Below are 15552 nucleotides of genomic sequence, written 5' to 3'. Positions count from 1 at the left end.
CCAGCAAAATATTGCCGGATCTCGATAACGCCCGATGCGGCCTTCCGTGCACTCTCCCTCCCGGCCGCTCCCGACATCAGGTTTGGGGGCGCTTCGCGGAGGATCGACATGCGACCGACCGATGTCATGCGCGGCAGCCCGCCCGCACCCGAGGCCCAGGTAACCCGCGCCAACTGGCGCAGCTTTCCCGCCATCCGCTGGGGCTTTACCCACACACGCGAGGTGCTCCCGACAGCTGAGGTCCGCCGCTCGGCGCAGCCGACACCGATGAGGACCGCGCCGCGCGAGCTTTCAAAGCTCGGCTTCACCGCGCCGGACGGACAGCCCACCACGATCGAGGCGACGTTGCGCGAAACCTTTGCCGATACGCTCCTGGTGATGCACCGGGGTACGTTGGTCCATGAATGGTACGGCGACGGCATGAGCGCGACAACGCCGCATCTGATCTGCTCGATCAGCAAGGCGGTCGCCGGCACGCTCGGCGGCGTGCTGGCCGCGCGCGGCCTGGTCGATCCGGAGGCGCGCGTGGTGCGCTACGTGCCGGAGCTCGAGACGTCGGTCTATGGCGGCTGCACCGTCCGCAACGTCCTCGACATGGCCGTCGCCATCAAGTTCGAGGAAGACTACGAGGACCCCGCAGGCGACGTCGCGCGCTATCGCTTCTCCTCGGGCTGGGACGTGCCGCCGCCCGGCGTCGAGGCTGGCCATCAGCGCTCCTATCTCGCCACGCTGCGCGGGACGGGGAAACCGCACGGCAAGGTGTTCCACTACGTCTCGCCCAACACCGAGGTGCTGGGCTGGATCTATGAACGCGCCTGCGGCATGCCATACCAGCGCATCCTCTCCGAATACCTGTGGCAGCCGATGGGCGCGGAGGAGGACGGCTCCCTCACGCTCGACAGCCACGGCATGGGCCGCATCGCCGGCGGTCTCTCCGTCACCGCACGCGATCTCATCCGCTTCGGTGAGATGATCCGTTGCCGCGGCGTCGTCGAGGGACGACCGGTGGTGCCGGGCTGGTGGATCGATGACATCCGCGAGAACGGCGACCCCAAGGCCTGGGCCGACGGCGACCTCGCCGAGTTCTTCCCGGGTGCGCGCTACCGCAGCAAATGGTTCACGATCGATCCGTCGCGCCACGCGCTCACAGCGATCGGCATTCACGGCCAGTTGCTCTACGTCGACCTGGACTCGGACACCGTCATCGTCAAGCTCGCGACGCAGCCGAAGGCGATGGACGTGCCGATCGATCTGCGCTGGTTCGCAGGCTTCCACGCCATCACCGCGCATCTCGCTCCGCGCTGACCTTTGGACATCACGATGCTCGATATCGTCAAATCGCAAGCGCTGGCCGCGGCGCCGCATCCGCTCGATCCGCTAACCGCTGAGGAGATCAAGGCGGCCTGCACGTTGGTGCGTACCGCCGCGACCTCGCCGGAGAATTGCCGCTTCCCGACGGTGCGGCTGGAGGAACCGACCAAACAGGAGCTGGCCGCTGGCGGGGTAGGGCGCCGCGCCTTTGCGCTGACGCTCGACTTGGCCACCGGCGAGGCGATTGAGCACATCGTCGACCTCGCCCGCAATGAGATCGTCGCACGCAAGGTCCTTCCCAACCGTGAGGCGCCCTACGGGCAGCCACCGGTGATGCTGGAGGAGTTCTTCAAGTGCGAAGCCGTGGTGAAGGCCGATCCCGGCTGGCGCGCGGCGATGCATCGGCGCGGGCTCACCGCCGCGGATATCGAGCTGGTCCAAGTCGATCCGTTCTCCTCGGGCTTCTTCGACAAGGAGTTCGAGCGCGGCGCCCGGATCGTCCGCGCCGTCAGCTATTTCCGCGAGCATCTCCAGGACAACGGCTATGCCCATCCGATCGAGGGCGTGGTCGCCGTCGTCGACCTGATCGGCGGCAGGGTGATCGACCTCACCGATGAAGACCCCATCGTGCCGATCCCACGCAAGAAGCGGAACTATGGCGCGCACGAAACCACAAACCCGCGCACAGACATCAAGCCGCTGCATATCGAGCAGCCCGAAGGCCCGTGCTTTCGCGTGGATGGCTGGAAGGTCGACTGGCAGAAATGGAGCTTTCGCGTTGGCTTCACGCCGCGCGAGGGGCTCGTGCTGCATCAGCTCGCCTACCAGGACGGGACGCGCAAGCGCTCGCTCATCCACCGCGCCAGCGTCACCGAGATGGTGGTGCCCTATGCCGATCCGACCGCGAACCATTTCTGGAAGTCGGCCTTCGACGCCGGTGAATACGGACTCGGCATGCTCGCCAATGCGCTCGAGCTCGGTTGCGATTGCCTCGGCAACATCCACTATTTCGACATCCCGGCCGCCGACAGCAAGGGCGAGCCCTTTGTCATGCAGAACGCGATCTGCATGCATGAAGAAGACTACGGAATTGCCTGGAAACACTACGAATTCCGCAACGGCCTGTTCGAGGTCCGCAGATCCCGGCGGCTTGTCATCTCGTTCTTCGCCACCGTCGGCAATTACGACTATGGCTTCTACTGGTATCTCTATCAGGACGGCACGATCCAGCTCGAGACAAAACTCACCGGCATCATCCAGACCGCTGCGGTGCTATCAGGCGAAAAGTACAAATGGGGCGGCATGGTCGACGACTATCTGGGCGGGCCGACCCATCAGCACTTCTTCAACGTGCGCCTGCACATGGACCTCGACGACGGCGGCAACACGGTGACGGAGCACGACTTCGTGCCGCGGCCCTGGGGCCACGATAATCCCCATGGCAACGTCTTCGACGTCACGACGCGCGTGCTGTCACGCGAGCGCGACGCAGCGGCGGTCGCCAATGGCGAGACCGGCCGGTTCTGGAAGATCAGCAATCCCAACGAGACCAATTCGGTCGGCAATGCGCCGGCCTACAAGCTCGTCGTCAATCCGAGCCCGCTGATGCTGGCGCAGGAGGGCAGCTATGTGCGCAAGCGCGGCGGCTTTGCCACCAAACACGTCTGGGTCACGGCGTTCGATGCGCGCGAAAAGTACGCCAGTGGCGATTATCCCAACGTCCATGCCGGCGGCGACGGCCTGCCGTGCTACGCCGCGCAGAATCGCAGCATCGAGAACGCCGACATCGTGGTGTGGCACTCCTTCGGCCACACCCATGTCTGCAAGCCCGAGGACTTCCCGATCATGCCGGTCGAGTATGCCGGCTTCACGCTGAAGCCGACCGGCTTCTTTGCAGCCAATGCAGCCGGCGATATCCCGCCGGACCGCAACAGCCGCAGCGTGCTGGCTGGAAACGAGAAGGATGCCGGGCGCTCGTGCTGCCAAGAGAGATAGTCCGTCCTCCGGTCAGAACGGATAATGCCGTGGCCCAGTCTGCACGGTGATCCAGCGCAGCTCGGTGAATTCGTCGATGGCCGCCTTGCCGCCGAAGCGTCCGTAGCCCGACGCCTTGGTGCCACCGAAGGGCATCTGCGGTTCGTCGTGCACGGTCGGGGCATTGACGTGGCAGATGCCGGCCTCGATCCGCTTGGCAACGCCGAGGGCGCGCGCGATGTCGCGGCCGAACACGGCGGAGGAGAGGCCGTATTCGGTGTCGTTGGCGACCCGCACGGCCTCGTCGATTCCGCTGACGCGGACAACGGTCACGACCGGACCAAAGCTTTCCTCGCCGTAGATGCGCATTGTCGGCGTGACGTGATCGACGATGGTGGCCGGCATGATGGTGCCGCTTCCGTGTCCGCCCGCCGCGATCACTGCTCCCTTGGCGACGGCATCGTCAATCAGGCCCCTGACACGGTCGCAGGCAGTAGCACTGACGAGCGAGCCGAGCACGACATTTGCCTTGCTTGGATCGCCGAAAGGAAGCCCCTTGGCCTTGGCCGCGAATTTGGCGACGAAGGCATCGGCGACCTTGTCGTCCACGACGATCCGCTCCGTCGACATGCAGATCTGACCCTGGTTCATGAAGGCGCCGAAGGCAGCCGCGTTCACGGCCGCGTCGAGATCGGCGTCGTCGAGGATGACGAGCGGGGCCTTGCCGCCGAGTTCCAGCAGCGCACGCTTCAGATGTCTGGCGCAAGCCAGCGCAATGAGGCGGCCGACCCGGGTCGAGCCGGTGAAGTTGACGCGGCGGATGGCAGCGTGGGCGATCAGCGCCTCGACGACGGCCTGCGCATCCTCGGGCGCGTTGGTCACGACATTGACGACGCCGTCACCAAGGCCGGCCTCAGTGAGGCAGCTTCCGATCAGGCGGTGCACGCCGGGACTCATCTCGGAGGCCTTCAGCACCACGGTGTTGCCGCAGGCGAGCGGCATGGCAACTGACCGCACGCCGAGGATGACCGGTGCGTTCCAGGGCGCAATGCCGAGCACGACACCAACGGGCTGGCGGAACGCCATGGCGAGATTGTCGGGCTTGTCGGTCGGAATGACCTCGCCGGATATCTGCGTGGTCATTGCTGCGGCTTCGCGCAGCATGCCCTCGGCGAGATGCACGTTGAAGCCGGCCCAGCCCGCGGTGGCACCGGTCTCGGCCACCATCAGCGCGGTGAACTCCGCCGCCCGGCGCGCGAGGATGTCGGCGGCAGCGCTGAGCCGCTTGCGGCGCTCGGAAGGGCCAAGCTGCGACCAGGCCGGAAAAGCCGCGGCCGCAGCGTCGGCAGCGCGCATCGCATCGTCGATCGAGGCCGCCGCCACGATGGTCGCGATCTCGCCGGAAATGGGGTTGTGACGCTGGAAGGTGCGCTGATTGCTGGCCGACTGATCCTTGCCGCCGATGAGAAGGTCGATTGCGTTCATGGAGCCCTCCGTGGGTTGCCGGGGTGATTATTGCGGGGGTGATGCGGCGCGCGCCTTGCCGAGATAGGCACGCTGGATCTCGGGATCGTTTTTCATCGCGCTGGCCAGCCCGCTGCCCGCGTTGCGGCCGGACTCGATCAGATAGACCCGGTCGGCGATGTCGAGGCTTGCCCGGGCATTCTGCTCGACCAGCAGCACGCCGACGCCACTGGCGCGTATCTGCGTCAGCGCGCGAAAGACCTCGCGACTGAGCAGGGGAGACAGCCCGAGCGAAGGCTCGTCGAGCAGAAGGAGCCGCGGGTTCGACATCAGGGCGCGGCCGATCGCGACCATCTGCTGCTCGCCGCCGCTCATGGTGCGAACGGCCTGGGTCAGGCGCTCGGCCAGGCGCGGGAAGAGTTCCTGGGTTTTCGCGAGCCGCTCCGCTTCGCCGGCGCGGGCACGGGCTGGGTAGGCGCCAAGCTGCAAGTTCTCGGCGACGGTCAGGTCACCAAACACGCCGCGTCCTTCCGGTACCAGGGCGATGCCGCGCTCCACGATCAGATGAGCCGGCAACTCGCCGATATCTTGCCCCTCGAACCGGATGGTCGCCCCCGGGGCTGGCTTGATCAGGCCGGCGATGCTCTTGAGCAAGGTCGACTTGCCGGCGCCGTTGGCGCCGAGGATCGCGACGATCTCGCCCTGGGCGATGCCGAGCGTGACGTCGGCCAGCGCCTGATGCTTGCCGTAGAAATGGGAGAGGGCGGCGACCTCAAGCATCGTCACCTCCGAGATAGGCAGCGACGACCTTGGGATCGGACAGCACCTCGTCGGGCGCTCCGCGCGCGATCACGCTGCCGGCGTTCATGACGATGCAATGGCCGCAGAGCGCCCGGATCGCATCCATGACATGCTCGACCATGATGATGGTCAGGCCGCGCTCGCGCAGTTTCGCGATCAGCGCGATACCCGTTTCGAGCTCGCTCGGATTGAGGCCCGCCAGCCATTCGTCGAGCAGCATAAGGTGCGGCCGAAGCGCAAGCGCGCGGGCAAGCTCCAGCCGCTTCTGGTCGATATAGGTCAATTCGCGCGCGGGCGCGTCGTGCATTGCGCCAAGCCCGACCAGGTCGAGCAGCTCGCGTCCCGTCGTGTCCGAACCGCTCGATGAGGCGGGTGCGGAGAACAGGCGAGCGGTAGCGACGTTCTCGGCAACCGTGAGGTCCGGCATCACGCGCACCAGCTGGAAAGTGCGGGCAAGACCAAGGCGCGCGATCTGGTGCGCGCGCAGGCCGGTGAGGACGGTGCCACCGAACCGGATCGTGCCCGACGAGGGCCGCAAGGCGCCGGACAGCGTATTCAACAGCGTCGTCTTGCCGGAGCCGTTGGGGCCGATGATGCCGATGATCTCGCCCGGCGCGACCGTGAAGCTGACGCCATCGACCGCGCGCAATCCGCTGAAGGACTTGCTGACGCCTTCGACGGCGAGGAGCGGCGCATCGTCCATCGTGCGGGCGAACGCCGCGGCGGGAGCACCCGCTGGGACGTGGCGGCGTCCGGCTCCGAACAGGCCGATCACGCCATTCGGCAGCACCATGACGATGAGCACGAAGATGATGCCGAGCACGATGCTGAAATGGTTGGGGAGGGTCGCGGTCAGCACCTCGAACAGCAAGACCAGCGGAATGACGCCCAGCACGGGCCCGAACAGCGAGCCTGCGCCGCCCAGCAAGGCCATGATCACGACCTGGAACGAGATCGTCGGATTGAAGGCGATCGCGGGATCGATATAGGTCCAGCGCGGCGCCATCACCGCGCCGGTCATCGCCATGAATGTCGCGCTGAGAATGAATACGCCGAGCTTGACCCGCGTGGCGTCGATGCCGGAATGGCTGGCGGCGGTTTCGTCGGCGCCTATGGCGCGGAGCGCCAGCCCGTAGCGTGAGCGCCCGAGCAGCCATCCCACGAGAAAGACGAGCGCGGTCAGCCCAAGGAGCTGCCAGTACAGGATGTCCTGCGTTACGGCGCTGAACAGATAGCGGCCGACGGACTTGTGGATGTTGACCTCGTACCAGATCACGAGTTGCCGGATGAGCTCGGCGAGCCCGAAGGAGAAGATCACGAAATAGATGCCGGAGAGGCGGAGGGTGGAAAGCCCGGTGATGGCGGCGGTCACCGCGCCCACGCCGGCCGCGGCCAGCAGCACGACCGGCCAGGGCGTCGTCTCCCCAAGCACGGCAGCCGTGTAGGCTCCGAGGCCGAAGAAGGCGACCGTCGCAAGCGAGATGTAGCGGGTGGGACCTGAGAACATCGCCCAGGCGGTCGCCAGGATCGTGAAATAGAGAACGCTTATGCCGAGTGCGAGATAATAGCCGTTGGCATAAAGCGGATAGGCGACGATCGCCACGGCCAGGGCGAGGCCGGCGCACCACAGCGATGTGCGGACGAGCATCGTCATGACGCGGCTCTCCCGAACAGGCCGGTCGGCTTGATCAGGAGCACGCCGAGAAACAACGCATAAGTCGCAGCCAGCGTCAGGCCCGGATCGACCAGCCGGGCCACCGCGGTTTCGACCACGCCGAGCAGCAACCCCGCGACCAGCGCGCCCATGACATTGCCGACACCGCCCATGATGACGACGACCAGCGCCTTCATGGTGAAGACCACGCCCATCGCCGCATTGAAGGTGAGAAACATGCTGACGAGCACGCCGCCGACCGCCACCAAGCCGCCGCCGAAGGCAAAAGCCAGCCCCGACAGAGCCGCCACGTCGATCCCGACAAGGCGCGCGGCAGTCGCGTCCACTGCGATGGCACGGACCGCTGTGCCGATCCGCGTGCGGGTGAGGGCAAGATACACGGCACCGCCGACCAATGCTGCGAACAGCAGCGCGACGAGGCGATTGACCGCAAGGGTCGATCCAAGAATCGTCAGGGGAATGGAGAGATAGCTGTAGCTGTAATACTGGCCGCCGAAGGCGACCAGCATGGCGCCCTGGATCACGAACAACACGCCGAAGGTGACGAGGATACTGTCGATCTCCTGCGCGCCCCGGTCCTTGCCGCGCCGCATCAGCCGTTCCAGCAGGAAGCGATAGAGCAGCCAGTTCAGCATCATCGCGACCGGCACGGCCAGCAAGAGCGCGACGAGCGGGCTCAGCCCAAGCCCGCTGTAGAGCGAAAGCGCGCCGAAGGCCGCCGCGACCAGCGACTCGCCATAGGACAGGTTCATGATCCGCGCCACGCCATATTGCAGAGTCAGCCCGAGCGCGATCAGCGCGTACATGCCGCCGAGCACGAGGCCCGGCAGGATGATGTCGACAAGCAGCATCAATCGTCCTCTAGAGCGGGCGGCGGGCAGGCCTCACAGTGCAAGGCCTGCCGGCCAGCCTTACTGCCACTGCGGCTTCGGCACGACCGGCGCACGCGCGCCCGGAAGCGAGGCGGGAGCGAGGGCATAGAACTCGCCGTTCTGCCACTGGCCGACGCCCCAGACTTCCTGCAGCAATCCGTCCTTCAGCTTGATCTTGCCGATGATGGTGTCGAACGTGCCCGAACGTATCTCGGCTGCGACCGCAGCGCGGTCCACCTTGCCGACCTTCTCGATGGCCTGCTGGAGCACCTGGAGGCTCGCATAGGTGATCGAACTCGCCCAGCGATCGGGCTCCTTGCCGGTCGCGGCCTTGTGGCGCGCGAGATACTCCTTGAGCTGCGGCGAGTCCGCATTCCAGCCGCCGATCCCCATCACGCCGTCGCTGTTGGCGGCGAACTTGCCTTTGTAGAGCGGGAAAGCTGTACCGACGCCGACGTAAAAAACCTTCGGGTTGAACTTCAAGAGCTGCGCCTGCTCGGTCAGCGCGATCGTATCCGGCGGATAGCTGAAAGCGACGAACGCATCCGGGGTGGACGCGACCGCGTCCTTCAGCAGCGGCTGAAGGTCCTGTGTTCCCATGGGATAGGTCTTGTCGTAAGTGAGCGTGAAGCCGTGCTTCTTGAAGGCCTCGCGGCCGGCGGCGGACAGTTCGATGCCGAACTGATCGGCGATGCTGACCATCGCGATGCGCGCGCCAATCTTGCCGTCGCTCTTCAGCTTACCGAGCAGATCGGCGAGCGCCTCGGAGATCTGCGCCGACGTGCCGAGCCAGAACGTCGCGTTCGACCAGCGCTTGGCCAGCTCCGGCGCCTTGTCGGTCACCGAGGTGACCGCGAGGTGCGGATAGCCGAGACGGTTCAGCGTTGGGCCGACCGCGAGATTGAGGCCCGTACTCCAGGGCGAAAGGATGAAATCGACCTTGTCCTGGTTGGCGAGGCGCTCGATCGCCTTGACCGCTTCCTCCGAGCTGCTGCGATCGTCGTATTCGACGACTTCGATCGGCAGCTTCTTGTCGCCGAGCTTGATGCCGCCGGCGGCGTTCACGTCCTTCACCCACAGCTCGTAGTTCGGCAGGGTGGTGATGCCGGCGCCGCCGGCATAGGGCCCGGTCTTGGAAATGGCATAGCCGATCCGGATCTTCTCCTGCGCATCGGCTGCGGACGCAAAGGTCCCCAGCGCCGTGGCGAAAGCCACCAGGCCAGTGGCGCGCAGCAACGTTCGACGGTTCGCCGAAAACATGTCGATCCTCCCTCGTGTTTCACTCAAGCGATTGTTCGCAACGATGAAAGTTGGGTCGTTTCCCTATCGTCCCGATTTCTTTCGGCGCCGCTCGGAAGCCCGCCGCGACCGGGACTTGACCTAGCAAGCACTCTCGGTTTTGTTCGCACAATGGACAAATCCGGGGAAAGATTGGACGTTTCCGGTCGTACGGGTCGGGTGCGTCGAGCGGTCGCGGGCGCCAATCCGCCCTCGACGGCCGCACCGGGGGGATCCGCACCGGTCGGCGCTGCGCTGATCGGATCGCACTATGTTGCGAGACGCTGGATGCTGGTGTCGAAGGCGGCGCGACCGTTCATCCACCTGCTCTGCCTTCACCGCAACTCCGCCGCCGAGGTCCGCCAGGCCGGTCAGGCGATTGTATTGACGGGGCCCGCCCTGATCTGGCTGCCGGCGGGATCGGCCGAGTATCTGGAGATATCGGCGGGGGCGACTGCCGAACTCTTGCAATTGCGCACCGGCGTGTGGCACCGCTTCTTGCCGCCCTCGGCCGAGCCGGCCTATCTGGCTCTCGAAGGCGCCGCAGGCATCATGACATTGCCGGTCGAGCCCGACCTCGTGACGACGATGTCACGCTCGATCGGAGCAATCGCAAGCGAGATCGCATCGCCGACGCGCAGCGGTGCAGGGTCGATCATGTCCGCCGAGCTAACGCTGTGTGTGCTGCGCTTCTGGCGCCTCTTTGCCGCCAACAACGATCAGGATGAGCAGGGCAGCAGTGCCGAGATCCTGAGCCGCTTTCGCCGGCTGCTCGAGGAACGATATCACCAGCACCTGCGCGTCAGCGACTACGCCAATCTGCTCGGCATAACGGCGGACCGCCTGCACTCGCTGTGCAGCCGCGAACTCCAGCGGTCGCCGAGCGAGTTGATCCAGCAGCGCGTCGTCAAGGAAGCCGCGACGCGGTTGGAGGCGGGCACCGCCGCCGTCAAGCAGGTCGCCTTCGCGCTCGGCTTCAAGGACACCGCGTATTTCAGCCGCTTCTTCCGCAAGCACACCGGCGAGGCGCCCGGCATGTGGCGGCGACGCGTTGCTGCTCGCGCGAGGGCGGGACGATCAAGGCCGATGCTGAACTTTGCCGACTGGCCGTGAGCCGATCGGCAAGGGTCTCGTCCCGATCGCGCCGCTGACAGACACAGGTGAGCGCATTCGTCGCACAAGCTGCGCACACGTCTGGAGAAATTCTAACACTGTTCCTATCGCACTCCGAAATCGCCTGGGTTAGGGCGGGGCTTCAAGAACGATACCGGCGAAGCCGGCAGTGCGTGAGGCCCCGACAAACGTGACCGACTTCCAGCTTCCTTCGCGTTCCGACACGCGTCGCCGACAGATTCAGGTGCTTTTCCTCGGGGCTGTCTGCACGTTTGCTCTCGGCGTTCCCTTCAGTCCCGTGCAGGCGCAGACGCAGATTCCCGCTGTGACCGTGGAAGCGCCCGGTCAGCGCGCCCGTCCTGCGGCGATTGCTTCGTCGCGAAGGGCGACGACGCGCACCTTGCGCGCCAATCGTCGTTCTCCGGCGCAGCAAGGCGCTCCAACTCAGTCGGCATCATCGAATGGCGCGACGGGCGAACGCGCCAATGGGCCGGTGCGCGGCTTCGTCGCCACCAGGAGCGGCACCGCCACCAAGACGGATACGCCGCTGATCGAAACGCCGCAGTCGGTGTCCGTCGTCACCACCGACCAGGTCAGGAACCAGGGCGCGGTCTCGATCGGCGAGGCACTGCGCTACACCGCCGGCGTCAGCGGCGACGTCAATGGCGGCTCCGACACCCGCTTCGGAGCCCTCCAGATCCGCGGCTTCGACACGACCATGACCGGCCTCTATGTCGACGGCTTGCGGATTCCCTCCAGCAACTACGTGCATTTCAACGGCCTCGATCCCTACGGCGCAGAGCGCCTGGAGGTGCTGAAAGGACCGTCCTCGGCGATGTATGGCGGCAGCGGCACCGGCGGCATCCTCAACTACGTGACCAAGCTGCCGACCGCGCAGCAGTTCGGCGAGGTCTCGATCTCGGGCGGCAGCTTCAACCGCTATCAGGGCCAGTTCGACATGGGCGGCCCCGCCAACAAGGAAGGCACCGTGCTGTGGCGCCTCACCGGCGTGGTCCGCGACGGCGAGACCCAGGTCGACTTCACCAAGGACAACCGCGTCTTCATTGCGCCCGCCGTCACCTTCAAGCCGAACGAGGACACCACCATCACCTTGCTCGCCAACTACCAGAGGGACCGGGCAGGGTGGGGCCTCCAGTTCCTGCCGGCCTCGGGCACGGTGTGGCCGAACAACGGCCGTACCATCCCGGTCTCGTTCTTCGCGGGCGTGCCGAGCTTCAACGCGTTCAACACCGAGATCGCGACCGCCGGCTACCAGCTCTCGCACAATTTCACCGACAACATCACGTTCCGGCAAAACCTGCGCTACGCCTATCAGCACAACGAGGAGAAGGTGTTCTACGGCGCTGGATACGCCGATGAAGCCGCGGGCCAGCTCAATCGCGTCGGCAGCTACAGCAACTCCTACATCAACTCCTTTGCGGTGGACAATCAGCTCCAGGGCAAGTTCACCACCGGCATTCTCAGCCACACCACGCTGGTCGGGATCGACTATCGCAACACCTCCTTCCGCGACACCGCTTTTGGCGTCTCGACCTCGGCCCCCGAGATCAACGTCTTCAATCCCGTCTACAATTACGACTGGACGATGGGCGCGATGAGCGACAACACCGGCGTCAAGCAGTCCCAGGTCGGCCTCTACGCGCAGGACCAGATCAGGCTCGGCCGGCTGTCGTTCCAGCTCGGCGGCCGCCAGGATTTCGTGACGACGCAGGTCGACAGCAACCTTCCCACCTTCAATAGGTCGGTCTCGAAGGATGCGTCGGCCTTCACCGGCCGCGCTGCCGTGATGTATAATTTCGACAACGGCATCGCGCCCTATTTCAGCTATTCCGAGTCGTTCCTGCCGGTGCTCGCGACCGGTCCGGCCGGGCAGTTGCTCAATCCCGAGACCGGCGTCCAGTACGAGGTCGGCGTCAAGTACCAGCCGCTCGGCTGGAACGCGCTGTTCACCTTCGCGGCCTTCGACCTGACGCGCGACAACGTCGTGACCTATGCGCCGCCGAGCTATCTCGCAGAACAGACCGGCCAGGTGAAATCCCGCGGCATCGAGCTCGAAGGCACCATGTCGCTCGCCGACGGCTGGAACCTGCGCGCGGCCTATGCCTATGTCGATGCCATGGTGACCCAGGATCCGGTGAATGTCGGCAAGGCCCCGGTCACGGTGCCGCTCAACCGCGCCTCGCTGTGGAGCGACTACACGCTCCAGAACGGGCCGCTGGCGGGCCTGCAATTCGGCGGCGGCATCCGCTATGTCGGCGCGACCTGGGGCGATGACGCCAACACGTTCAAGGTGGGATCGTCGACCGTGCTGGACGCGCTGCTGGCCTACACCCGTGACAATTGGCGCCTGTCGCTGAACGTGACGAACCTTGCCGACACGCGCTATGTCGCTGCGTGCTACAGCCTGTCGGGCTGCTTCTACGCGGAAGGGCGCAAGGCGATCGGCAAGCTCACCTATCGCTGGTGACGTGATGGGTCTGGCAACGGGGGGCCGGGCCCGGTTGATGAAAGTCGAGGACGATGAGAGCGATATTCGGCAGATTGCATCGCTGGGCGGGGCTGCTGACGGCCGGCTTCCTGTTCTTCTCCGGCATCACTGGCGCGATCATCTCCTGGGATCATGAGATCGACGATGTCCTGAACAGCCATTTGTTCGACGTCACCAGCAAGGGCCCGGCTATACCCTCGATCGAGCTCGCCAAGATGATCGAGCAGCGCGATCCCCGCGCGCGCGTCGTCTATCTCTTCATGACGCCGGAGGAGGGCCATTCGCTGTGGTTCTTCATCATGCCGCGGATCGATCCCGCGACCGGCAAGCGTTACGCCCTCGACTACAATCAGGTCTTCCTCGATCCCAACACTGGCGCAGAGCTCGGCCGGCGCTATTGGGGCGCGGTATGGCCGGTGACGCGGGAGAATTTCGTCTCGTTCCTCTACAAGCTGCACTACACGATGCACATCCCGGAATTCTGGGGCAGCGACCGCTGGGGCATGCGCGTGCTCGGCATCATCGCCATCATCTGGACTATCGACTGCTTCGTCGGCTTCTATCTGACGCTGCCCTCGCGGCGGCGCGCCAAGGCGGCGCGGGCGCCCCAAGTCACGCGCCAGCTCGAGCGCGGCTTCTGGGCGCGCTGGGCGCCGGCCTGGACCATCAAGACCTCGGGCAGTGCCTACCGGATCAATTTCGACATCCACCGCGCCTTCAGCCTGTGGACCTGGGGCGTGCTGTTCATCATCGCCTTCACGGCGTTCTCGCTGAACCTCTATTTCGAGGTGTTCTCGCCGCTGATGAAGATGGTCTCGAACTATACGCCGACGCCCTATGAGCAGCGGCCCTATCGCGACCTCGACGACCCCATCGAGCCCAAGGTCGGCTTCGCCGACATCGCCGCCCGCGCGGCAGCCGACGGCAAGGGGCGAGGGTGGACCACCCCGGTCGGCGCGATCAGCTACGGCCCCGCCCATGGCGTCTATGCCGCCGCCTTCTTCCATCCGGGCGACGATCACGGCGCCGGCGGCGTCGGCCCGGCGCAGCTCTATTACGACAGCGAGGATGGCCGCCCCATCGGCGAACGGCTGCCGTGGGTCGGCACTGCCGCCGACATCTTCGTGCAGGCGCAATTCCCGCTGCATTCGGGCCGCATCGTCGGGCTGTTCGGACGGATCCTGATCTCGATCATGGGACTCGTGGTGGCGGCCCTCTCGGTCACCGGCGTCGTGATCTGGTGGCGCAAGCGCCGCGCCCGTGTCCGCGTGCGCGAGACCGCCGCGCTACGCCTGAGCCAGCAGCAGCTCACGCCGGCGGAGTAGGACTCCCGCATCGGTTTCGCGGATGAACCTTCCCGGCCGGCCCCGGCACAAAGACTGGAGATCGCCCCCGCCGGAACTTGCCATGAGATCGCTTGCCTTGCTCTGCCTGCTCGTCCTGGCCACGCCCGCATATGCGGCCACGCCCGAGCAGCACTATCTCGATCTGCGCGATCGCTACATCGCAAAGTTCTCCAAGGCCAAGGAGAGCGACGAGATCTATAAGCAGCACGACGCCGCCCTGAAGGAGCTGGCGGGCGCGCTGCGCAGCCTTGTGGGACCGGTCACCATCAAGGGGCTGCCGACGGAGGGCAAATCCAATGTCGACACGCTGTTCAAAAATGACATCGGCTTCGGACATCTCGACGGGCTTGGCTTCGCCTCGGAAGGCGACAAGACGCAAGCCGTGGTGACCACGACAGCGCTGCTCAAGCACTGGCTTGCCGAGCACCGCGACGACGGCATGCCGCAGGAGATCGGCGCCGCGCTCAGATCGGACCGCTTCTACTATTATGCGATCCAGGATGCGGCCTTCGCCAAATATGCGGAGCTGCCGATCACGAAACCTGCATCCGCGAGCACAGCGGTCGCCGTGCTCGGCGTGCGCGGCAACGGCGATCTCAAGGGGCCCCCCGATGAAATCGACGTCGTCGCGATCCAGGGCGACAAGGTTTTCTTCGTCGCCACGAGCGACGCGGTGAAGACCGCCCCGATCCCGCCTTGCGAAAAGATCTGGAAGCAGATGATGGCAAAGCCGGTGGACAAGAAGGACCCGCGCGGCGACATGACCCGTGAAGACAATGCGATGGCAGCCTTTACGGCGTGCTTCGCCAAGGAAGCGCCAAGCCAGAGCTGGTTCGCCGCAATCGTCAAGAAGGCGCAGAGCCAGCTCGATCTGTTGCCGCTGCGCTAGCGCCGCAGGGCAGCGCCGAGGACTGCCCCCCGGGGGCATTCGCGTTGCCGGATGGGATGGGCTGGGGCGGGTTTTCGTGCACGCAGCGGACCTCGTGGACTGTCCATCAGGGGAAATGCATCAAATTTTTGAATGGGTTAGATTTGGTTTCGAGGCGGCCACGCCGAGAGCCGGGTTCGGAAAATGCGACCTCACTAGCTTTCACCTTGTGCTTGCGGAGGGTAGGCGGGATACTAGGGGTGTGTATGATGCCTTGCGGCATCCGGTCTGGCGCCTGCTGGGGACCGTACTTGCTGTTTGGCAACGAGCTGGCCGCGACC

Annotated in this window: 11 protein-coding genes; 6 read left to right on the top strand and 5 right to left on the bottom strand. The window is 65.4% G+C overall.

Annotation, left to right across the window (positions count from 1 at the left end; all coding sequences use genetic code 11):
• The first annotated feature begins 108 nt into the window (after positions 1 to 108).
• Both GPL20_RS18270 and GPL20_RS18265 read left to right on the top strand, forming a co-directional pair.
• Positions 109 to 1305 (top strand): serine hydrolase domain-containing protein, encoded by a 1197-nt coding sequence (locus GPL20_RS18270; RefSeq protein ID WP_157330896.1) that lies wholly within the window; start codon positions 109 to 111, stop codon positions 1303 to 1305.
• Positions 1306 to 1320: 15 nt separating this feature from the next.
• Positions 1321 to 3306, top strand: coding sequence for a primary-amine oxidase (locus tag GPL20_RS18265; protein ID WP_157330895.1), 1986 nt, complete (start codon positions 1321 to 1323; stop codon positions 3304 to 3306).
• A 12-nt stretch (positions 3307 to 3318) separates the two neighbouring features.
• Here the strand turns inward: GPL20_RS18265 and GPL20_RS18260 are convergent, their stop codons facing one another.
• From GPL20_RS18260 to GPL20_RS18240, 5 genes are read right to left on the bottom strand one after another with little or no spacing between them, the layout of a single operon-like run.
• On the bottom strand, positions 3319 to 4770 hold the full coding sequence (locus tag GPL20_RS18260; RefSeq protein WP_157330894.1) for an aldehyde dehydrogenase: 1452 nt from the start codon (positions 4768 to 4770) through the stop codon (positions 3319 to 3321).
• A 27-nt stretch (positions 4771 to 4797) separates the two neighbouring features.
• Positions 4798 to 5529 (bottom strand): ABC transporter ATP-binding protein, encoded by a 732-nt coding sequence (locus GPL20_RS18255; RefSeq protein WP_157330893.1) that lies wholly within the window; start codon positions 5527 to 5529, stop codon positions 4798 to 4800.
• Positions 5522 to 7204, bottom strand: a complete 1683-nt coding sequence (locus tag GPL20_RS18250) for a branched-chain amino acid ABC transporter ATP-binding protein/permease (protein WP_246250659.1) — start codon at positions 7202 to 7204, stop codon at positions 5522 to 5524. Before GPL20_RS18250 ends, GPL20_RS18255 begins: the two co-directional genes overlap by 8 nt.
• Positions 7201 to 8076 carry a branched-chain amino acid ABC transporter permease gene (locus GPL20_RS18245; RefSeq protein WP_157330892.1) on the bottom strand — a complete coding sequence of 292 codons (876 nt, stop codon included), beginning with the start codon at positions 8074 to 8076 and terminating at the stop codon, positions 7201 to 7203. Before GPL20_RS18245 ends, GPL20_RS18250 begins: the two co-directional genes overlap by 4 nt.
• 60 nt (positions 8077 to 8136) lie before the next feature.
• Positions 8137 to 9357, bottom strand: coding sequence for an amino acid ABC transporter substrate-binding protein (locus GPL20_RS18240; RefSeq protein ID WP_157330891.1), 1221 nt, complete (start codon positions 9355 to 9357; stop codon positions 8137 to 8139).
• Between the two features lie 306 nt (positions 9358 to 9663).
• Here GPL20_RS18240 and GPL20_RS18235 point away from each other — a divergent pair, with 306 nt between their 5' ends.
• The 4 genes from GPL20_RS18235 to GPL20_RS18220 all read left to right on the top strand — a co-directional run bounded on the left by GPL20_RS18235 (position 9664) and on the right by GPL20_RS18220 (position 15232).
• The gene (locus GPL20_RS18235) at positions 9664 to 10488 is read left to right on the top strand and encodes a helix-turn-helix domain-containing protein (protein WP_246250655.1); all 825 of its coding nucleotides are present in this window, start codon (positions 9664 to 9666) and stop codon (positions 10486 to 10488) included.
• A 493-nt stretch (positions 10489 to 10981) separates the two neighbouring features.
• Positions 10982 to 12976 (top strand): TonB-dependent siderophore receptor, encoded by a 1995-nt coding sequence (locus GPL20_RS18230; RefSeq protein WP_254125403.1) that lies wholly within the window; start codon positions 10982 to 10984, stop codon positions 12974 to 12976.
• Between the two features lie 53 nt (positions 12977 to 13029).
• Positions 13030 to 14322, top strand: coding sequence for a siderophore utilization protein FsrB (gene fsrB, locus GPL20_RS18225; protein ID WP_157330889.1), 1293 nt, complete (start codon positions 13030 to 13032; stop codon positions 14320 to 14322).
• 82 nt (positions 14323 to 14404) lie between these two features.
• On the top strand, positions 14405 to 15232 hold the full coding sequence (locus GPL20_RS18220; RefSeq protein WP_157330888.1) for a hypothetical protein: 828 nt from the start codon (positions 14405 to 14407) through the stop codon (positions 15230 to 15232).
• The last annotated feature ends 320 nt before the right edge of the window (positions 15233 to 15552 follow it).

It is taken from the genome of Bradyrhizobium cajani (genome assembly GCF_009759665.1).
Classification (GTDB): domain Bacteria; phylum Pseudomonadota; class Alphaproteobacteria; order Rhizobiales; family Xanthobacteraceae; genus Bradyrhizobium; species Bradyrhizobium cajani.
This window is presented reverse-complemented; position numbering and strand designations above follow the sequence as displayed.